The sequence below is a fragment of the Streptomyces sp. NPDC030995 genome, assembly GCF_055571215.1.
Window position 1 is genome coordinate 71,418 of the sequence record NZ_JBVIFS010000008.1, and the last position, 21,024, is coordinate 92,441.

Here is a 21,024-nt window from a genome sequence, read left to right on the forward strand (position 1 = left end):
GGCCCCCTGCGACGCAGGGGGCCTCAGTCGTTGTCAGACCTGCTCCGGGGCTACTTGAACTTGCGGCTGACGGCGTCGAAGATGCCCTTCGCCTCCGGACCCAGCCGGGGTCCGGCCAGCCAGCCCGCCTTGGCCGGACCGATCGAGGTGTTCGACACCAGCGCCGGCTTGCCGTCGGCGCCCGCCGCGACCCAGCCGCCACCGGAGGAACCGCCGGTCATGGTGCAGCCGATGCGGTACATCACCGGGTCCGTCGCGCTCAGGGACAGGCGGCCCGGCTTGTCCGTGCACTGGAAGGCCTTCTGGCCGTCGAACGGAGCCGCCGCCGGGTAGCCCGTCGCCGTGATGCTCGCGACCTTCGGCACCGCCGGAGCGGCGAACTCCACCGGCAGCGCCGAACCGACCGTCTCCTCCAGGGACTTCCCGCTGCCCTTCTCGGGCGTCACGTGCAGCACCGCGAAGTCGTACGGGGCACCCGCGCCGCCGGTCGGACCGCCGGTCGCGATCCACTGGTCGGAGGTCTGCGCCCAGTCGCTCCACCAGACGCCGTACGGTGCCACCTGCTCGCGGGGCGCGCCCTTGAGCTGCGCCGCCGGCTTGCCCGCGTTGTTGTAGGACGGGACGAAGGCGATGTTGCGGTACCAGCCGCCTGACTTGCCCGCGTGCACGCAGTGGCCGGCCGTCCAGACCATGTTCGACTTGCCGGGGTGGGCCGGGTCCTTGACCACGGTCGCCGAGCAGACCATCGAACCCTCGGGGCCGTCGAAGAAGACCTTGCCGGACTCCGGCACGCTCTGGTGGTAGGGCGGGTTCGCGGGCTTGGCCGTCACCGCCGCCGGGGTCGGGTCGGAGACGCCCTGGTCCTTGCCCGCGTCCGGGTCGACGGACGGGCGCTGCGGCTGCTCGGCGTCACGCATGCGGTCCGGGTCCCACAGGCCCTCGATGATCGGGTTGATGTAGTCGCCCGCCTCGCGGAGCCAGTCCTCCTTCTTCCAGTTCTTCCACTCACCCCCCTTCCACTTCTCCAGGTCGATGCCGTGTTCCTTGAGCTTGTCCTTGAGCTGGTCCGGGATCTTGATCCCGTCCGCGCCCGGGAGGCTCGCCGCCACGGTCGGCTTGGCGTCGCCGCCGGCCTCCCCGTCGCCGGGGCCGCAGGCCGCCGCGGTCAGCGCGAGCGCGGCCGCGCACAGGATCGCGGTGACCGGTCGGTTCGGTCGCATGTCGTTCGTCCCCCTGGTGATGTCGAGGCGTGGAGTGCAGCCCCCCACTATGCCGCTGCCGCCCAGGACGACACAGCCCGGGGCTGCGGTTCCTTGCGCTGGGCCCTTGCGGGGCAAGGATCTTGGGCCCACCCGTGATCCGTCGCCGTCACCGTCGTTGGTACGTACGGGGGATGGGGGAGCAGCGTTCGTGTTCGAGGCGCAATCCGGAAGAGCAATCAGTGCGGGAGGACCGACACTCGTGGCTTTGACCGAGCCGGCCGCGGCTGCGGCCGCGACGACACAGATCCCGCCGCACGTACCGCCGCAGGGAGGCCGGGTACCGGGCCTCGGCGGCTCCGCCGCCACCGACGGAATCCTGCGCAGGCAGTCCCAACGGGAGTCCGCCGCCCGGACGTACGCGCGTTCCCTGCCCATCGTCCCGGTGCGGGCCCGCGGGTTGACCATCGAGGGAGCCGACGGGCGGCGCTACCTCGACTGCCTCTCCGGCGCCGGCACCCTCGCCCTGGGGCACAACCACCCGGTGGTGCTCCAGGCCATCCGCGGCGTCCTGGACTCGGGGGCGCCCCTGCACGTGCTGGACCTCGCGACCCCCGTCAAAGACGCCTTCACCACCGAGCTGTTCGCCAACCTGCCGCCCGAGCTGGCCGCCGACGCGCGCATCCAGTTCTGCGGGCCGGCCGGAACGGATGCCGTGGAGGCCGCCCTCACCCTGGTCCGCACCGCGACCGGGCGCTCCGGGCTGCTCGCCTTCACCGGGGCCTACCACGGGATGACCACCGGGGCCCTGAACGCCTCGGGCGGCGCCCCGGACGTACGGGTGACCCGGCTGCCGTACCCGCAGGACCTGCGCTGCCCGTTCGGCGTCGGCGGCCCCGAGGGCGCCGAACTCGCGGCCCGCTGGACGCAGAACCTGCTGGACGACCCCAAGGGCGGGGTGCCCGCCCCCGCCGGCCTGATCGTCGAACCCGTGCAGGGCGAGGGCGGGGTCATCCCCGCCCCGGACGCCTGGCTGCGCCGGATGCGCGAGATCACCGCGGCGAGGGGGATCCCGCTGATCGCCGACGAGGTGCAGACGGGGGTGGGCCGGACCGGCGCCTTCTGGGGTGTCGACCACGCCGGGGTGGTACCCGACGTGATGGTCCTGTCCAAGGCGATCGGCGGCAGCCTGCCGCTCGCGGTGATCGTGTACCGGGCCGGCCTGGACGTCTGGGCCCCGGGGGCGCACGCGGGGACCTTCCGCGGCAACCAGCTGGCCATGGCCGCCGGCACCGCGACGCTCGCCTTCGTGCGCGAGAACCGGCTCGCCGAGCGCGCCGCCGCCCTGGGCGAGCGGATGCTGACGGCCCTGCGAGGCCTGGCCGCCCACCATCCCTGCATCGGAGAGGTCCGGGGCCGGGGCCTGATGATCGGCGTCGAACTCGTCGATCCCGACACCGGGGCCGCCGCACCGGCCCTCGCCACGGCCGTCCGCCAGGAGTGCCTGGACCGCGGCCTGATCGTCGAACTCGGCGGCCGCCACGGCGCCGTAGTCCGCCTGCTCCCCCCGCTGACCCTGACCGACGAGCAGGCCGCGGCGGTCCTCGACCGCCTGGCCGACGCCATCCCGGCCGCCGCCGGCCGGATCCACTGACCGCCACCCCGAGGACCCGCGATGTCAGAGCCGCACCAGTCCACCCCCACCACCCCGAACCCCCTTCCGGAGACCTCGGCCGCGCAGCAGCCGACGCCGGAGCCCGCCGCACCACAGGCACCGGCGCACCCGCAGCCACTCCCCGACCCCGCCGGGCAGCCGGCGCCCGCGAGCGCCGCCACACCGCCCCCCGCCCCGGGGCAGCCGTCATCGCCGCCGGTCACCGGGCCCGCGCCCGCCCTGGCATGGCAGGCCCCGAGCCCGGCCACGGCGCCGCCGGCCGCACTCCCCGGAACCCCTTCGGGCGCGGAACCCGGGCAGGCCCCCGCGTCGGCAGCCGGAGTCTCCGGAGCGCACGGCGCTGCCCCCGACCCGGCCGCCGGGCCCCGCTCCGTTACGCCGGCCCCGCCCGGCGGAGCCACGCCGGAGCTCCCGCCACGGAGCCCCGCGGGCGCCCTCGGCGCGCCGCTCGCGCAGGGCCCCGCCGCCGGGGCCGGGGCGGCAGCCACCGTTCCGCGGCAGAAGGACGGCACCCCCAGACCCCGGGCCGGGTGGACGGGCCCCGCCCGACCGGAGCCCGCCGCGCTGCCCGACCTCCTGGACCACCCGGACCCGGCGGTCGCCGCCGAGGCCGCGGCGGTGGAGAACCTGCTGCGGTGCTGGGTCCGCGAAGCCGGACTCGGCCGCCCCGACGGCCTGACCGGAACCCCCCTGCGCATCCCCCTCCCCGCCTCCGGCGCCGCCCTGCGCGTCGCCGTCCGCCACTGGTCCCATGCCGGCTGGCACCGCTTCGGCCCGGCCCGACTCGAAGGCGCACCCGCCACCGCGCCCGACCTGGACGCCGTCACCCTCGCCGCGCTCATCTCCCGTGAGGGCACGAGCGGTGGCCGCGGCAACGCCGACCTCGTCGGCCGGGTCGCCGACTCGGTGCGCCGTACCACCGAGTTCATCGCCGACCGCCGAGAACGCCCCACCGCCCCGGCCCCCGTGGGCGGGGACCGCTTCCTCACCGCCGAACAGTCACTCCTCCTCGGTCACCCCCTCCAACCGGACCCGAAGAGCCGCGAAGGACTCTCCGAGGCCGAAGCCCGCCACTACTCGCCCGAACTCCACGGCTCCTTCCCCCTGCACTGGGTCGCGGTCGAACCCGCCGCCCTTGCCACCGAATCGGCCTGGACCGAGCGCGGCCGCCCCGTCTCCGCCCCACAGCTCCTCGGCCGACTCGCCCCCGGACTCCCGCTCCCCGACGGCGCCACCCCCCTTCCCCTGCACCCGTGGCAGGCCCGCGACCTGCTCCAGCGCCCTGCCGTCACCGCCCTCCGTGACGCAGGACTCCTGCACGACCTAGGCCCGTACGGCGCGCCCTGGTACCCCACCTCCTCCGTTCGCACCGTCCACCGACCCGGCGCCCCCGCGATGCTCAAGCTCTCCCTGGGCCTGCGCATCACCAACTCCCGCCGGGAGAACCTCCGCAAGGAACTCCACCGCGGTGTCGAGGTGCACCGGCTGCTCCGCACCGGCCTCGCCGAGCAGTGGCAGACGGCCCACCCCGCCTTCGACATCGTCCGCGACCCCGCCTGGGTCGCCGTGGACGCCCCGGACGGCACCCCGGTGCCCGGACTCGATGCCCTGGTGCGCCACAACCCCTTCCGCTCGGGCGACGACGCCGTCTGCATCGCCGCGCTCACTGCTCCCCGCCCATGGCCCGGCCGGACCACCATGAGCTCCCGCCTCGCCGAGATCGTCTCCGGTCTCGCCGCCGCCACCGGACACACCACGTCCGCCGTCGCCGCCGAGTGGTTCCTGCGCTACCTCGACCACGTGGTCCTGCCGGTCCTCGCCTTCGACGCGCTCGCCGGTATCGCCCTCGAAGCGCACCAGCAGAACACCCTGGTCCTCCTCGACCCGGCCGGCTGGCCGATCGGCGGCCGCTACCGCGACAACCAGGGCTACTACTTCCGCGCATCCCGCCGCGCGGAACTGGAGCACCGGCTCCCCGGTATCGGCAGCGTCAGCGACACCTTCGTCTCCGACGCCGTCACCGACGAACGCTTCGCCTACTACCTCGGCATCAACAACGTGCTCGGTCTCATCGGCGCCTTCGGATCCCAGCGCCTCGCTGACGAACGCGTCCTCCTCGCCGCCTTCCGCCGCTTCCTCGCCAAGGCCGCAGGCCTCGGCCCGCTCCCCACGCGGCTGCTCGACTCGCCCACCCTGCGCTGCAAGGCGAACCTGCTCACCCGCCTGGGCGGTCTCGACGAGCTGGTCGGCCCCGTCGACACCCAGTCCGTCTACGTCACCATCACCAACCCCCTTCACGATTGACGCGTCGGAGCCGACGCGGAGAAGAGCCCCCGATGTGCTCGACCGACGAAACACGCCTCAACGCCGGCCTGTTGCCCCTGCTCGCCGAGGCGGACCTGCTCGATTCCCCTGCCACCTGGGGCGGCGCCACCACACCCGCCGGAGCCTTCCGCCTCGAACCCGTACGGCCGGGACGCGACCTGGAGCTCCTCACGGGCTGGATGAACGACCCAGAGGTGGCCGCCTATTGGGAGCTCGCCGGCCCCGCCGCCGTCACCGCCGCCCACCTGCGTGCCCAGCTCGACGGAGACGGCCGCAGCATCCCCTGCCTCGGCCTCCTCGACGGCACGCCGATGAGCTACTGGGAGATCTACCGGGCCGACCTCGACCCGCTCTCCCGGCACTACCCGGCGCGCCCCCACGACACCGGTATCCACCTGCTCATCGGAGACGGCACGAACCGCGGCCGTGGCCTGGGCACGACCCTGCTGCGCGCCGTCGCCGACCTGGTCCTCGGCAACCGCCCCCGCTGCACACGCGTCATCGCGGAACCGGACATCCGCAACACCCCCTCCGTATCAGCCTTCCTGAGCTCCGGATTCCGCTGTTACGCGGAAATCGACCTACCCGAGAAGCGTGCCGCCCTGATGATCCGGGAGCGGGCGCTGCGCAATCTCCTCTGAGTGCCGCCCCGCAAGCCCTGACCGTCGTCGCCGCTTCGCACCTCTCCCTTCGAAAACTCTGCGTCGCGCAGCAAAGTTCCCGATCTTCGAGGAGTCCCGTGCCGAACTTCCCCACAGCCCCCGACTCGACGGAACCCACCGTGCCGCCGTCGCCCCAGCACCCCTGCACACCGCCCGAGCTCACCCGTGCGACCTGGGACTCCGCCGCGCGCCGGCTGCTCGCCAAGATGCTGGCCGAGTTCGCCTACGAGGAGATCATCCGCCCCGTCCCCGCCCCGGCCGCCGCCAAAGACGCCTGGACACTGACCCTCGACGACGGCAGCAGCCTCGGCTTCCGGGCCCGCCGCCGTTCGTACGGCAGCTGGCACGTCACCCCCGACACCATCACCCTCACCCCGCCGCTGCCGCTGCCGCTCGCCTCGGCCGCGCCGACCGAATCCGGCAGGCCGACCGAATCCGCCGGACCGACCGCATCCGCCGGCCCGACCGCCTTCGGCGACCCGTACGACTTCGGCGACCCGTACGACTTCCTGGTCCGCGCCCGCTCCCTCCTCCGCCTCGACGGAGCCACGCTCGGCCACCTCGTCCGCGAGCTCAGCGCCACCCTCACCGCCGACGCCCGGATCGAGCACACGGCCCTCACCGCCGACGTCCTCGCCGACCTCGACTACGCGGCGCTGGAAGGCCACCAGAGCGGCCACCCCTGGCTCGTCCTCAACAAGGGCCGCATCGGACTCTCCGCCTCCGATACCGCCGCCTGGGCCCCCGAGGCCCGCACCCTCCAGCGGCTGCCCTGGCTCGCCGCCCACACCTCGCTCGCCGCCTACCGCGGCACCGGCGGGCTGGAGGATCCCGCCCGCCTCTACTCCGCCGAGCTCGACCCCGTCACCCGAGCCGCCTTCGACCAGGCCCTGCGCGAGCGCGGCCTCGACCCGCTCCGCTACCTCTACTTCCCGGTCCACCCCTGGCAGTGGGACGAGGTCGTCCTGCCCCTCTTCGCCCCCGCTCTCGCCTCCGGCACCCTCGTGCCGCTCCCCGCGGATCCCGACGTACGCCTCCCGCAGCAGTCCATCCGCACCTTCCTCAACCTCAGCCGCCCCGACCGGCACAGCGTCAAGCTGCCGCTCTCCGTCTTCAACACCATGGTCTGGCGCGGCCTGCCCTCCGACCTCGCCCTCGCCGCCCCCGCCGTCACCGCCTGGATCCACTCGCTCCGCGACGCCGACCCCTTCCTCCGCGACGAATGCCGGGTCGTCCTGCTCGGCGAGGTCGCCTCCGTCACCGTCCGCCACCCCGTGTACGACGAGCTCCCCGAGGTCCCGTACCAGTACAAGGAGCTCCTCGGCGCGATCTGGCGCGAGCCGCTGACCGGCCTCCTCGCACCCGGCGAGCGCGCCCGTACGCTCGCCTCCCTCCTCCACACCGATCCGCGCGGCCGGTCCTTCACCGCCGAGCTCGTCGCGCGGTCCGGGCTGGCGCCCGCCGTCTGGCTGCGGCGACTCTTCGCCGCCCTGCTGCCCCCGCTCCTCCACTTCCTCTACCGCTACGGCACCGTCTTCTCCCCGCACGGCGAGAACGCCATCGTGATCTTCGACGAGCACGACATCCCGGTCCGGCTCGCGGTCAAGGACTTCGTGGACGACATCAACATCAGCGACGAGCCGCTGCCCGAGCTGGACTCCCTGCCCGACGAGGTCCGGGCGGTCCTGCTCACCGAGCCCGCCGACTTCCTGCCCCAGTTCATCCACTCCGGGCTGTTCGTCGGCGTCTTCCGCTACCTCTCGGCCCTGTGCGAGGACCGCCTCGGTGTCCCGGAGAGCGAGTTCTGGTCCCTCGTGCGCGCGGAGATCCTGCGCCACCAGGCGCGCTTCCCCGAGCTCAAGGACCGCTACGAGCTCTTCGACCTGCTCGGCGAACGCATCGGCCGGCTCTGCCTCAACCGGAACCGGCTCTACGAGGACGGCTACCGCGACCGCCCCGACCGGCCGCACGCGGTGCAGCACGGCACCGTACCCAACCCTTTGTACCGCCCATGAATCCTCGCCGGTGCGCTCACTGTCGGTGGGGCCCCGTAGGGTTGGCAGTGCTATGACGAAGCCCTCCCTCCCCGACCTGCTGCACGCCGCCGTCTCCGCCGTCGGCGGCACGGAGCGCCCCGGCCAGGTGGCCATGGCCGAAGCCGTCGCCGAAGCGATCGACGACAGCTCCCACCGGCTCATCCAGGCCGGCACCGGCACCGGCAAGTCCCTCGGCTACCTGGTGCCGGCCCTCGCCCACGGCGAGCGCGTGGTCGTGGCCACCGCGACCCTCGCCCTCCAGCGCCAGCTCGTCGAGCGCGATCTGCCCCGGACGGTGGAGGCACTGCATCCGCAGCTGCGCCGCCGCCCGCAGTTCGCCATGCTCAAGGGCCGGTCCAACTATCTGTGCCTGCACCGCCTGCACGAGGGTGCTCCGCAGGACGAGGAGGAGGGCCTCTTCGACCAGTTCGAAGCGGCCACCCCCACCAGCAAGCTCGGCAAGGACCTGCTGCGCCTGCGCGACTGGGCGGACGAGACGGAGACCGGCGACCGCGACGATCTGACCCCGGGCGTCTCGGACAAGGCCTGGTCGCAGATCTCCGTCTCCTCCCGCGAGTGCCTGGGCGCGACGAAGTGCGCGTACGGGGCCGAGTGCTTCGCGGAGGCCGCCCGCGAGCGCGCCAAGCTCGCGGACGTGGTGGTCACCAACCACGCGCTGCTGGCCATCGACGCCATCGAGGGCGCCCCGGTAGTGCCCCAGCACGAGGTGCTGATCGTGGACGAGGCCCACGAGCTGGTCTCCCGGGTGACCGGGGTCGCCACCGGCGAGCTCACCCCCGGGCAGGTCAACCGGGCCGTGAAGCGTGCGGCCAAGCTGGTCGACGAGAAGACCGCCGACTCCCTGCAGACCGCCTCGGAGTCCTTCGAGCGGGTCATGGAGCTGGCGCTCCCGGGCCGCCTGGAGGAGGTGCCCGAGGACCTTGGCTATGCGCTGATGGCCCTGCGTGACGCCGCGCGCAACGTGATCTCGGCGATCGGCTCGACCCGCGACAAGTCCGTCCACGACGAGGACGCGGTCCGCAAGCAGGCCCTGGCCGCGGTGGAGAGCGTCCACGGGGTGGCGGAGCGGATCACCAACCGATCCGAGTACGACGTCGTCTGGTACGAGCGCCACGACCGCTTCGGCGCCACCCTCCGGGTCGCCCCCCTGTCGGTGTCCGGCCTGCTGCGCGAGAAGCTGTTCGCGGACCGCTCGGTGGTCCTGACCTCGGCCACCCTCAAGCTCGGCGGTGACTTCAACGGGGTCGCGGCCTCCCTGGGCCTGTCGCCCGAGGGGGTCGAGGGGGACGACGTACCGGTCTGGAAGGGCCTGGACGTCGGCTCGCCCTTCGACTACCCGAAGCAGGGCATCCTCTACGTCGCCAAGCACCTGGCCACGCCGGGCCGCGAGGGGACCCGCGGCGACATGATGGACGAGCTCGCCGAGCTGATCGAGGCGGCCGGCGGCCGCACCCTGGGGCTCTTCTCCTCCATGCGCGGCGCCAAGGCGGCGGCCGAGGAGCTGCGCGGCCGGCTCGACCATCCGATCCTGCTCCAGGGCGAGGAGACGCTCGGCGAGCTGATCAAGGCGTTCGCGGCCGACCCGAAGACCTGCCTGTTCGGGACGCTGTCGCTCTGGCAGGGCGTGGACGTGCCCGGCGCCAGCTGCCAGCTCGTGGTCATGGACAGGATCCCGTTCCCACGCCCCGACGACCCGCTGATGAGCGCGCGGCAGAAGTCGGTGGAGGAGCACGGCGGCAACGGCTTCATGGCCGTCGCGGCCACGCATGCCGCCCTGCTGATGGCCCAGGGCGCGGGTCGTCTCGTACGGGCCACGGGCGACAAGGGTGTCGTCGCGGTGCTGGACCCCCGGCTGGCCACGGCCCGGTACGGGAGCTTCCTGCGGGCCACGCTGCCGGACTTCTGGTACACCACGGACCGCAACCAGGCCCGCCGCTCCCTGGCCGCGATCGACGCGTCCGCCAAGGCCGACGGGAACTAGGCCGTCTCTTTCGGATCTTGTCGGGCCCGCGACGCCTGGCACCGCACCTGGCCGCGTTGTCGGGGCGCCCGAGTACGTCCAGTACGCGGCACGCCCCTCCGCCTTGCCATGCACGGCACCAGACGCCGCGGGCTCGGCCGACAAGATCCGAAAGAGACGGCCTAGGCCCTGTCCGGGCGCACGAGCGGCGGCGGTTCAGCCGCAAGAAACAGAACAACCCCCGGGACCGGCGCAGTGGATCCCGGGGGCTGGATGGAGGCGGCGGGTCAGACCCGACGCAGTACCGCGACGACCTTGCCGAGGATGGTCGCCTCGTCGCCGGGGATCGGCTGGTAGGCGGCGTTGTGCGGGAGGAGCCAGACATGGCCGTCCTCGCGCTTGAAGCGCTTGACGGTGGCCTCGCCGTCCAGCATCGCGGCGACGATGTCGCCGTTCTCCGCGACCGGCTGGCGACGGACCGTGACCCAGTCGCCGTCGCAGATGGCGGCCTCGATCATCGAGTCGCCGACGACCTTGAGGACGAAGAGCTCGCCGTCGCCGACGAGCTGGCGGGGGAGCGGGAACACGTCCTCGACCGACTCCTCGGCGAGGATCGGTCCGCCGGCCGCGATCCGGCCGACCAGGGGAACGTAGGAGGCGGCGGGCTTGCCGGTGGTGTCCGTGGGCTGCGAGCTCGGCTGGTCCGAGCCGCGCACCTCGTAGGCCCGGGGCCGGTGCGGGTCGCGACGGAGGAAGCCCTTGCGCTCCAGGGCCATCAGCTGGTGCGCGACCGACGACGTGCTGGACAGGCCGACCGCCTGACCGATCTCCCGCATCGACGGCGGGTAACCGCGACGCTGCACGGAGTCGCGAATGACTTCGATGACCCTCCGCTGCCGGTCCGTGAGTCCGGAGCTGTCGGCGCGGATGCCTGGCGGTCGACCTGGCAGCGAGCGTGCGGGGCGTACTACGGGCTCCGCATCCGGGTTCAGGTTTGCGTCGTTCATGGCATGCACCGGCTCGAGTCGGCTCTGGGAGCGGTTCTGGGCAGTGATGGCGGCACTGTCTGCGGTGGTGGTCACGTCGGCCCCTCTCGAAATGTTCTCCCTAGCTGGATAACTTAGTTGCTTTCGAAAGGTTGCGCCAAACACACGTTCGAGTGAAAAATCGCAGATCGTCCTGCGTGGGTATATCGCGGGGTGTATGGACGATCGGTTCGTCGAACGCGGGTTCGGCTCGGCGTCCGCCGCTTACGGTACCCTTCCCGGTCGGGTCGCCACCGGCAGGGCCTGTGTCCAGTGTGGCACCGGGAGGCCTCGTATCCGCCTATCGGACGCCGCGACACGCAGAGCCGCGTAAATGCACCACAACCCAAGATCTAGTGGTTGGATGAGCGCTGCCACCCAGAACTAGTGGTCCTCGGGTCTGCTGAGGGTCCTGGGATCGCATATGCTGGTGGCTGCTTCACGAGCCCCCGGCAGAGCTTGTCCCTGTCGTTCAGGGGCCCGTGGGGTGATTCAGTCGTGCCAAGAGGGAGGGTGAGGGAACCATGCACTGCCCCTTCTGCAGGCACCCCGACAGCCGCGTCGTCGACAGCCGCACCACGGACGACGGCACGTCGATCCGCCGACGCCGTCAGTGCCCCGACTGCTCCCGTCGCTTCACGACGGTGGAGACGGCCTCGCTGATGGTGATCAAGCGCAGCGGGGTGACCGAACCCTTCAGCCGTACCAAGGTCATCTCCGGCGTGCGCAAGGCGTGCCAGGGGCGGCCGGTCACCGAGGACGCCCTCGCCAAGCTCGGCCAGCGGGTCGAGGAGGCGGTGCGCGCCACCGGGAGCGCCGAGCTGACCACCCACGACGTGGGTCTGGCCATACTCGGCCCGTTGCAGGAACTCGACCTGGTCGCGTACCTCCGGTTCGCGTCCGTTTACAAGGCGTTCGACACACTCGAAGACTTCGAGGCCGCCATCGCGGAACTCCGCGTGTCGCGACCTCACCCTGAAGAGTGCGAGCACGGTGGGACCGCTCCGGTCCCCGTGCCCGCCTCCGCCGCCGACTGACCGGACGGCCCGTGCCGCGGAGCTCACGCACCGTGGAGCGGCCGGTCTGTCAGGCGAAGAGACGTAGATACAAGACACAGCACCGTGCCGCGGAATAACGCTGGCACTTTAGGGCGTTTTTGCCCGCATATGGGAGGCCTGGCATGACAGAGACGGCGAGCAGCTCGGCACGTGGTTCCCGCGCCAAGGGGACCAAGGCTGCCAAGGGCGGCCTGCGTATCGAGCGCATCCACACCACCCCCGGCGTGCACCCCTACGACGAGGTGAGCTGGGAGCGCCGTGACGTCGTCATGACCAACTGGCGCGACGGCTCGGTGAACTTCGAGCAGCGCGGCGTCGAGTTCCCCGACTTCTGGTCGGTGAACGCGGTCAACATCGTCACCAGCAAGTACTTCCGCGGCGCCGTCGGCACCCCGCAGCGCGAGACCGGTCTGAAGCAGCTCATCGACCGGATCGTGAAGACGTACACGAAGGCCGGCGAGGACTTCGACTACTTCTCGTCGCCCGCCGACGCGGAGATCTTCGAGCACGAGCTGACCTACGCCCTCCTGCACCAGATCTTCAGCTTCAACTCCCCGGTGTGGTTCAACGTCGGCACCCCCCAGCCGCAGCAGGTCTCCGCCTGCTTCATCCTGGCCGTCGACGACTCCATGGAGTCGATCCTCGACTGGTACAAGGAAGAGGGAATGATCTTCAAGGGCGGCTCCGGCGCCGGCCTGAACCTCTCCCGCATCCGCTCCTCCAAGGAGCTCCTCTCCTCCGGCGGCAACGCCTCCGGTCCGGTCTCCTTCATGCGCGGCGCCGACGCCTCCGCCGGAACGATCAAGTCGGGCGGCGCCACCCGCCGCGCGGCCAAGATGGTCGTCCTGGACGTGGACCACCCGGACGTCGAGGCCTTCATCGAGACCAAGGTGAAGGAAGAGGAGAAGATCCGTGCCCTGCGCGACGCGGGCTTCGACATGGACCTGGGCGGCGACGACATCACATCCGTCCAGTACCAGAACGCCAACAACTCCGTCCGCGTGAACGACGAGTTCATGACGGCCGTCGAGAACGGCACCAAGTTCGGCCTGCGTGCCCGCATGACCGGTGAGGTCATCGAGGAGGTCGACGCCAAGGCGCTCTTCCGCAAGCTGGCCGAGGCCGCGTGGGCCTGCGCCGACCCGGGCATCCAGTACGACGGTGTGATCAACAACTGGCACACCTGCCCCGAGTCCGGCCGCATCACCGCGTCGAACCCGTGCAGCGAGTACATGCACCTGGACAACACGTCCTGCAACCTCGCCTCGCTGAACCTGATGAAGTTCCTCAACGACGACGGCAAGGGCAACCAGTCCTTCGACGCCGAGCGCTTCGCCAAGGTCGTCGAGCTCGTCATCACCGCGATGGACATCTCCATCTGCTTCGCCGACTTCCCGACCCAGAAGATCGGCGAGAACACCCGCGCCTTCCGCCAGCTGGGCATCGGCTACGCCAACCTCGGCGCCCTGCTGATGGCCACCGGCCACGCGTACGACTCGGACGGCGGCCGCACCCTCGCCGCGTCGATCACCTCGCTGATGACCGGTACGGCGTACAAGCGCTCCGCCGAGCTGGCCGCCATCGTCGGCCCGTACGACGGCTACGCCCGCAACGCCGAGTCGCACAAGCGCGTCATGAAGCAGCACGCCGACGCCAACGCCGTCGCGCCGCGCACCGAGGACCTCGACAACACGATCTGGGCCGCGGCCACCGAGGCCTGGCAGGACGTCCTGCGCCTCGGCGAGAAGAACGGCTTCCGCAACTCCCAGGCGTCGGTCCTCGCGCCGACCGGCACCATCGGTCTCGCGATGTCCTGCGACACCACCGGTGTCGAGCCGGACCTGGCCCTGGTCAAGTTCAAGAAGCTCGTCGGCGGCGGCTCGATGCAGATCGTCAACGGCACCGTCCCGCAGGCCCTGCGCCGCATGGGGTACCAGGAAGAGCAGATCGAGGCGATCGTCGCCCACATCGCCGAGCACGGCGTGGTCGTCGACGCCCCGGGCCTGAAGACCGAGCACTACTCGGTGTTCGACTGCGCCATGGGTGAGCGTTCCATCTCCGCGATGGGTCACGTCCGCATGATGGCCGCGATCCAGCCCTGGATCTCCGGCGCGATCTCGAAGACGGTCAACATGCCGGAGACGGCGACCGTCGAGGAGATCGAGGAGATCTACTTCGAGGCGTGGAAGCTGGGCGTCAAGGCGCTCGCGATCTACCGCGACAACTGCAAGGTCGGCCAGCCCCTCTCCGCGAAGAAGAAGGAAGAGGAGAAGGAGGAGGTCACCGTCAAGACGGAGGAGACCATCCGCGCGGCCGTCGAGAAGGTCATCGAGTACCGTCCCGTCCGCAAGCGCCTCCCCAAGGGCCGCCCGGGCATCACCACCTCCTTCACGGTCGGTGGCGCCGAGGGCTACATGACCGCCAACTCCTACCCGGACGACGGTCTGGGCGAGGTCTTCCTGAAGATGTCCAAGCAGGGTTCGACCCTCGCGGGCATGATGGACGCCTTCTCCATCGCCGTCTCGGTCGGTCTGCAGTACGGCGTGCCGCTGGAGACCTACGTCTCGAAGTTCACGAACATGCGCTTCGAGCCGGCCGGCATGACGGACGACCCGGACGTGCGGATGGCGCAGTCGATCGTCGACTACATCTTCCGCCGCCTGGCGCTGGACTTCCTGCCCTTCGAGACCCGCTCGGCCCTCGGCATCCACACCGCCGAGGAGCGCCAGCGTCACCTGGAGACCGGCTCTTACGAGCCCCTCGAGGACGAGCTGGACACCGAGTCGCTGGCCCAGTCGGCCCCGCTCGCCGCGGTGCCGTCGGCTCCGCAGCCGGTCGCGGTCGCTCCGGTCCCGGCCCCGAAGACGGCGCACAGCAACGCCGAACTGGTCGAGATGCAGCTCGGCGTCTCCGCCGACGCCCCGCTCTGCTTCTCGTGCGGTACGAAGATGCAGCGCGCCGGCTCCTGCTACATCTGCGAGGGCTGCGGCTCGACCAGCGGCTGCAGCTGATAGCCGCGAAGGGACCGGTCTTCGGCCGGTCCCTTCGTGCTGCGCTGCCCGCGCCTGAGGGCCGACGCTTTGCTCCCCGTGGCCGCCACGGGGAGTTTTGCGTTTCCCCGCCAAACGATCACCGGTTAGTCTCCCCCAGCGCACATCGGGTCGCGCACGGGGGAGGGTGGGGGCATGGCCGACAATGTGGCGGCATCGGCGAAGGGCATGAACGCGGGGGCCCAGGCCGTCGCGGCGGTGGTGGCGGTCGGTGGTCTCCTGGGCGGCGCCTGGGCCATGCAGGAGTTCGAGGAGAGCCGCCAGCACGACAGGGGGCCGGCGGTGTGTTCGGCCCAGGACGACAAGGACCTGCCGGCGGGGTACCTCTCCGGACCTCAGCTGTGCGAGGCGCTGAACCGCCCGGATCTTCCGGCGCTCCTCGGAACGCCGGGGGAGGAAGCGCTGGCCGCCGGAGGCGGCGTGGGCTGGTCCACCCCCGTCGGCGGGACCAAGATCGCCACTCCCGGGGCGAACGTCCAGCTCACGACCTATTCCATGAAGCTTTCGGCGTCGTATGACAGCCTCTCGATCGCCGACATGGCCGACTTCCTGGGCGACACCGCCCAGAAGACTACGGTCCTGGGGCGTCCCGCGGTCCTCTCCTCGGACCGGACCATCTCCATCACCTTCAGCGGCGGCAAGACCGGCACCGGCCCCGGTGGCATCGCCCGTCATCTGATCGTCGCGAAGGACGTGCAGGACACCGGCGGCTCCTTCGAGGTCGTCATCTATCGCAACGACGGCAGGCTGCCCGATGACGCGGCGCTGCTCCGCGCGGCGGAGCAGGTGCTGCCGGCGATCCCGGGCTGGACCACCGGCTGAGGCCGGTTGGCGATTCACGGAGCGGCGGGGGCGAAGCGGCGTCCGCCGCCGGGGACGGGGAGACGGGGGAGACAGGGAGATGGGGAGTCATGTGGAGCGGTGACGAGCTGGACCTGGACGCGTATCTGGCGCGGATCGGATACGAGGGGGAATCGGGGGCGGCCGGGGAACTCCGGCCGGACCTCCCCACGTTGTACGCAGTGCACCGTGCCCATACCGCCGCCATCACCTTCGAGAGCCTGGACGTCCTGCTCGGCCGCCCCGTCGCGCTGGACGTCAAGTCGATCGAGGACAAGCTCGTGCACGGCCGTCGAGGCGGCTACTGCTACGAGCAGAACTCGCTGCTGGCCGCTGCCCTGGAGCGGATCGGCTTCGAGGTCCACGGGCGCGGTGCCCGCAACCGCACCCGCGGGGACTCCCCACTGGCCGTGACGCACGCCGTCCTCGTCGTCACGGTCGAGGGCGAACCGTGGCTGTGCGACGCCGGGTTCGGGCACCAAGGCCCTCGCGAGCCCGTTCCGCTGGGGCGGCCCGGCGTCGAGGTGACGCAGGGGGAGTGGACGTACCGCGTCCGCGAGGAGGAGGACGGCATCCTCGTGCTGTGCCTCCTGCGCGCAGGGGAGTGGCGGGACCTGTACGCCTTCTCCCCGCAGCGTTATCTGCCCGTCGACTACGTCGTGCTCAACCACTACAGCTCGACCCACCCCAACTCCGCCTTCGTGGGGAGGGTCATCGTCCAGCAGCCGGGCGACGGCGCCCGCCGGGCGCTCGTCGGGCGGGAGCTCACCCTGCTGCACCCCGACGGGCGGGCCGAGCGGCGGGCCGTCGGTCCGGACGAGCTGCTCGCCGTGCTCGACTGGGAGTTCGGGCTTCGGCTGCCCGAGCGGGATGCGGCGGAACTGGTGCGGATCCACCGCGCCGGGGACTGACCGGGGCCGCGCCGGGCCCGTACGATGGCGCAGTGCTGGTCAAGTGGATTCGCTGCACGGTGACGGACCGACGCGGGTTCGAGCGCGGACAGCGAAAATGGGCGGGGCTGCCGGGCGAGCCGGGATTCCGGGGGCAGGGCGGCGGCTGGAGCCGGGGCCGGCAGGGGGTCGCGCATGTCTTCGCGTTCTGGGAGAGCCGGTCCTTCTACGACTCCTTCATGGCGCGCTCGCACGACCGGCTGGCCGCCGCCCAGAACGGCACCTACACCGACCTGCGGGTGACGCTCTTCGATCACCGCTTCGACGTGAAGACCGGCTTCGAGCCGCGCTTCACCGATGCCGACGTGGTGCGGGTCGCGCACACCCGGGTGCGCGAGGGCCGCGTCGACCACTTCGCGCTCATGCAGGAGAAGGTGTGGAATCCGGCCATGGCGGGCTCGCCCGGCATGGTCCGCGGGCTCTTCGGGGAGGCCCCCGGCCGGGAGTTCCTGGTGCTGTCGATGTGGCACGCCGCGGCCGAGCACGGCAAGTACCGGCAGGAGCGGGTCGAGCGGCTCTCTCTGCGGGCACAGATCCAGGCCGATGTGGAGGCCCTCACCGGAGACGTCGTCGACCTCGAACCCTCCTGGACGGTATGACCGTACGACGACCGCCAGGCCGACCGGCGTGCCCGGTCGGCCCTCCGGCCCATGGCCGAATAGGGTCGTGGGATGGTTCGACCACGGCGCATCGTCCTTGTCCGGCACGGGGAATCGGAGGGAAACGCCGATGACTCGGTGTACGAGCGGGAGCCCGACCACGCCCTGCGACTGACCCGGAACGGACGCGAGCAGGCCGAGGCGGTCGGTGTGCGGCTGCGCGAGCTCTTCGGCGACGAGACCATCAGCGCCTACGCCTCCCCCTACCGCCGCACCCTGCAGACCTTCCGGGAACTGCGGCTGGACCCGAAGCGGGTCCGGATGCGCGAGGAGCCCAGGCTGCGCGAGCAGGACTGGGGGAACTGGCAGGACCGGGAGGACGTACGGCTGCAGAAGGCCTACCGGGACGCCTACGGGCACTTCTTCTACCGGTTCGCGCAGGGCGAGTCGGGGGCCGACGTGTACGACCGGGTCGGCTCCTTCCTGGAGAGCCTCTACCGCAGCTTCGAGGCCGCGGACCACCCCGAGAACGTGCTGCTGGTGACGCACGGGCTGACCATGCGGCTGTTCTGCATGCGCTGGTTCCACTGGTCGGTGGCCGAATTCGAGGCCCTGTCCAATCCGGGCAACGGCGAATTCCGCGTGCTCATGCTGGGGCCGGACGGCCGGTACCGGATGGACCGCCCATTTGAGCGGTGGACCACACCCGAGCCTTATGACCTGGACGGCTAGAGTGACCCGCGATGACCCCTCATACCACTCCTGAACGGCGCTACGCACGCGCCATGTCCAGCCTCCGCGGGCTGGCTCTGGGTGACGCCCTGGGCTCCCAGTACTTCGTCCCCGCCAACTACCCGCTGCTCAAGCGGCGCGAACTGCCGTCCGGCACCGAGACCTGGCAGTGGACCGACGACACCGAGATGGCCTGCTCGGTGGTGGCCGTGCTGGCCGAGCACGGACGGATCGACCAGGACGCGCTCGCGAGTTCCTTCGCGCACCACCACGACTTCGACCGGGGTTACGGGCCCGCAGTGAACCGGATGCTGCGCCTGGTCCGGGAGGGTCAGGACTGGCGCTCGCTGGCCGCCGAACTGTTCAACGGGCAGGGCTCGTGGGGCAATGGCGCCGCCATGCGCATCGCTCCGCTCGGTGCCTGGTACGCCGACGACCCCGAGCAGGCCACGCACCAGGCGGAGGTCTCCGCCTACACCACCCACCAGCACCGCGAGGCCGTGTGCGGGGCGATGGCCGTCGCCGCGGCGGCCGCGCTGGCGGCGGATCCGGCCGGTCCGCCCAAGGCCGCCGACCTGCTGGACGGGGTGATCGCGCTGGTGCCGCGCAGCGCGGTGGGCGCCGGGCTGCGGCGGGCGCGGGACATGCTGGACTACGGCGACGCGACCACGGTCGCGGCGGTCCTGGGCTGCGGGCGCCGCACGAGCGCCCACGACACCGTGCCCTTCGCCCTGTGGTCGGCGGCGCGTTCGCTGGAGGACTACGAGCGGGCGTTCTGGACCACCGCGCAGGTGGGCGGGGACGTCGACACGACCTGCGCGATCGTCGGCGGGGTGCTGGGGGCGCGCGGGGACGCGGTGCTTCCGGCCGCGTGGCTGGCGCGCACCGAGGCCCTGCCGGCCTGGCTGCCGGAGGCGGCGGCCGGATAGGCCCTGTCCGGGGCGCCGGGGCGCCGGGGCGTCCGGCCTGGGGTGAAATCCTCCGTTCCGATTGTCACGGTCCTGCCACAGAGCTCTTTTGAGCCTGTTCAAAACTGCATCCCACCGGCCTACTCTGTCCGCTGTGCCGCCCCCACCCGAACGCCGGGGCGGCCGACAGGGGAGGGGACCCGATGTCAGAAAACACTGGTGGGGCGGACGAGGCGCAGCCCAAGGCCGCAGCCGGAGCGCCCGCGGACGTCGCCGCGTGGCGGGCCCATCAGGCGCAGCAGTGGCAGCAGACCGCCGCCAGCGCCCGGGCCGGCGCGCGGGCCGGAGGGTCGCCCGGTTGGTCCACGCTGGTGCGCCCCGCCGAGGCCGCCCCGGTGCGGACCGCGACCCTCGTGGCCGCCCTCGTGGCCGGTCTCGCCGCCGCGCTGCTCCTCGGTGACGGGATGGGCCCCGGCCTCCTGCTCGCGGTGGTGCCCGCGGTCGTCGCGGCCTACGTCGCCGCCCGCGCGGCCCGCCGTACGGCCCGCCCGTGGACCGTGGTCTGGGCGATCGGCTGCCTCGCCCTCCTCGCCGTGCCCGCGCTGCGCGACTCCGCGTGGCCGTCCACGCTCGCGATCCTGTCCGCCGTCCTGCTGGGCGCGCTGGCCCTGCACGGCAGCCGCACCTGGCCCGGCGTCCTGCTCAGCCCGCTCGGCTTCTTCGACTCCGCCGTGTCCGGGCTCGCCTGGGCCCTGACCGGACTGCGGGCGCGCGGCGGGGTCAGCAAGGACCGCTGGCTGCCGGTCGCCAAGGCGACGGGTGTGGCCGTGGTCCTGCTGGCGCTCTTCGGCGCGCTGTTCGCCTCCGCCGACGCCGCCTTCGCCGATCTCCTCGGCGGCCTGATGCCCGACGTGTCGGTCGAGGACGGGCCCATCCGGTTCCTGCTCTTCCTCATCGGCGCGCTCCTCGCGCTCGCCGCCGCCCGCACCGCCGCGGCGCCGCTGCGCTGGGACCGGATCAAGGTGGCCCCGGGCAAGCCGCGCTCCCGGGTCGAATGGGCCCTTCCGCTCGTCGTGCTCAACCTGCTCTTCGCCGGTTTCAACGCCGTCCAGCTCGCAGTCCTGTTCGGCGGCTACCACAAGGTCCTGCAGAGCACCGGCCAGACCTACGCCGAGTACGCCCGCCAGGGCTTCTGGCAGCTGCTCTGGGCGACCCTGCTCACCCTCGCCGTGATCGCGCTCGCCCTGCGCTGGGCCCCGCGCGACGGAGCGGGCGACCGCCGGTTCGTCCGCGTCGTCCTGGGGGTGCTGTGCGCACTGACCCTGGTGGTCGTCGCCGCCGCGCTGCGCCGCATGGACCTCTACGTGGACGCGTACGGGCTGACCAGGCTGCGCGTGTCGGTGGCCGCGATGGAGCTGTGGCTCGGGCTGGTCATCGTACTGATCATGGCTGCCGGGGTGTTCGGCGCGCGCTGGCTGCCGCGCGCCTTCGCGGGCAGCGCCGCGGCCGCCGTCCTGGCCTTCGGCCTGCTCTCCCCGGACGGCATGGTCGCGGAGCGGAACGTGGCCCGCTTCGAGGCGGACGCGAAGATCGACCTGGCCTACTTCCAGTCCCTGTCGGCGGACGCCGTGCCCGCCCTGGACCGGCTGCCCGAGCCCCAGCGGTCCTGCGCCCTGCGCGGGATCAACGACGAGATCTCCAGGGCCGGAGACGTCCCCTGGTACGCCATGAGCCTGGGTGAGTACCGGGCCCGGCAGATCCTGCGCGAGCGCCCGGTGACGGCCCCGTACGACACCTGCTCGCGCCTGGGCACCTTCAGCAGCCGCACCGAGTACTAGGCCCTGTCCGGGGCCGGCGCCCAGCGCGTACGAGGGCCCGGGGGGGGGGGGGGGGCCCCTCCCCCCAGTCACCCGCCCCTCGAGAACGAAGGCAGGACCCCAAACAGCAAACCCAACACCCACGAAGAGCCGGGCAGGGGAGAAGA

The 21,024-nt window shown here is 71.9% G+C and carries 15 protein-coding genes; 13 read left to right on the top strand and 2 right to left on the bottom strand.

Going from position 1 to position 21,024, the window contains the following annotated elements; all coding sequences use genetic code 11:
• Positions 1–50 precede the first annotated feature (50 nt).
• Positions 51–1,220, bottom strand: a complete 1,170-nt coding sequence (locus ACZ45T_RS15205) for a trypsin-like serine peptidase (RefSeq protein WP_468441258.1) — start codon at positions 1,218–1,220, stop codon at positions 51–53.
• A gap of 241 nt (positions 1,221–1,461) precedes the next feature.
• Here ACZ45T_RS15205 and ACZ45T_RS15210 point away from each other — a divergent pair, with 241 nt between their 5' ends.
• From ACZ45T_RS15210 to ACZ45T_RS15230, 5 genes are all read left to right on the top strand, one after another.
• Positions 1,462–2,853 carry a diaminobutyrate--2-oxoglutarate transaminase family protein gene (locus ACZ45T_RS15210; protein WP_468441260.1) on the top strand — a complete coding sequence of 464 codons (1,392 nt, stop codon included), beginning with the start codon at positions 1,462–1,464 and terminating at the stop codon, positions 2,851–2,853.
• Between the two features lie 21 nt (positions 2,854–2,874).
• Positions 2,875–5,178, top strand: a complete 2,304-nt coding sequence (locus ACZ45T_RS15215; protein WP_468441262.1) for an IucA/IucC family protein — start codon at positions 2,875–2,877, stop codon at positions 5,176–5,178.
• A gap of 32 nt (positions 5,179–5,210) precedes the next feature.
• Positions 5,211–5,840 (top strand): GNAT family N-acetyltransferase, encoded by a 630-nt coding sequence (locus ACZ45T_RS15220; RefSeq protein ID WP_468441264.1) that lies wholly within the window; start codon positions 5,211–5,213, stop codon positions 5,838–5,840.
• Between the two features lie 98 nt (positions 5,841–5,938).
• Entirely contained in the window at positions 5,939–7,876 is a 1,938-nt protein-coding gene (locus ACZ45T_RS15225; RefSeq protein WP_468441266.1) for an IucA/IucC family protein, read from the top strand.
• 52 nt (positions 7,877–7,928) lie between these two features.
• Positions 7,929–9,899 (top strand): ATP-dependent DNA helicase, encoded by a 1,971-nt coding sequence (locus ACZ45T_RS15230; RefSeq protein WP_468441268.1) that lies wholly within the window; start codon positions 7,929–7,931, stop codon positions 9,897–9,899.
• Positions 9,900–10,165: 266 nt separating this feature from the next.
• On the opposite strand, the gene lexA is transcribed toward ACZ45T_RS15230, so the two are convergent.
• Positions 10,166–10,960, bottom strand: coding sequence for a transcriptional repressor LexA (gene lexA, locus ACZ45T_RS15235; RefSeq protein ID WP_030713361.1), 795 nt, complete (start codon positions 10,958–10,960; stop codon positions 10,166–10,168).
• A 467-nt stretch (positions 10,961–11,427) separates the two neighbouring features.
• Here lexA and nrdR point away from each other — a divergent pair, with 467 nt between their 5' ends.
• From nrdR to ACZ45T_RS15275, 8 genes are all read left to right on the top strand, one after another.
• Positions 11,428–11,940, top strand: a complete 513-nt coding sequence (nrdR, locus tag ACZ45T_RS15240) for a transcriptional regulator NrdR (RefSeq protein ID WP_468441270.1) — start codon at positions 11,428–11,430, stop codon at positions 11,938–11,940.
• A 143-nt stretch (positions 11,941–12,083) separates the two neighbouring features.
• Positions 12,084–14,972, top strand: coding sequence for a vitamin B12-dependent ribonucleotide reductase (locus ACZ45T_RS15245; protein ID WP_468441272.1), 2,889 nt, complete (start codon positions 12,084–12,086; stop codon positions 14,970–14,972).
• A gap of 174 nt (positions 14,973–15,146) precedes the next feature.
• Entirely contained in the window at positions 15,147–15,833 is a 687-nt protein-coding gene (locus ACZ45T_RS15250) for a DUF6215 domain-containing protein (protein WP_468441274.1), read from the top strand.
• A gap of 89 nt (positions 15,834–15,922) precedes the next feature.
• A complete protein-coding gene (locus ACZ45T_RS15255) occupies positions 15,923–16,762 on the top strand; it encodes an arylamine N-acetyltransferase family protein (protein ID WP_468441276.1) in 840 nt (279 codons plus the stop codon).
• Between the two features lie 32 nt (positions 16,763–16,794).
• On the top strand, positions 16,795–17,400 hold the full coding sequence (locus ACZ45T_RS15260) for a YdbC family protein (RefSeq protein WP_030709623.1): 606 nt from the start codon (positions 16,795–16,797) through the stop codon (positions 17,398–17,400).
• Positions 17,401–17,472: 72 nt separating this feature from the next.
• On the top strand, positions 17,473–18,132 hold the full coding sequence (locus tag ACZ45T_RS15265) for a histidine phosphatase family protein (RefSeq protein ID WP_468441278.1): 660 nt from the start codon (positions 17,473–17,475) through the stop codon (positions 18,130–18,132).
• An 11-nt stretch (positions 18,133–18,143) separates the two neighbouring features.
• Entirely contained in the window at positions 18,144–19,061 is a 918-nt protein-coding gene (locus tag ACZ45T_RS15270) for an ADP-ribosylglycohydrolase family protein (protein WP_468441280.1), read from the top strand.
• Between the two features lie 182 nt (positions 19,062–19,243).
• The gene (locus ACZ45T_RS15275; protein ID WP_468441282.1) at positions 19,244–20,878 is read left to right on the top strand and encodes a DUF4153 domain-containing protein; all 1,635 of its coding nucleotides are present in this window, start codon (positions 19,244–19,246) and stop codon (positions 20,876–20,878) included.
• Positions 20,879–21,024: the final 146 nt, after the last annotated feature.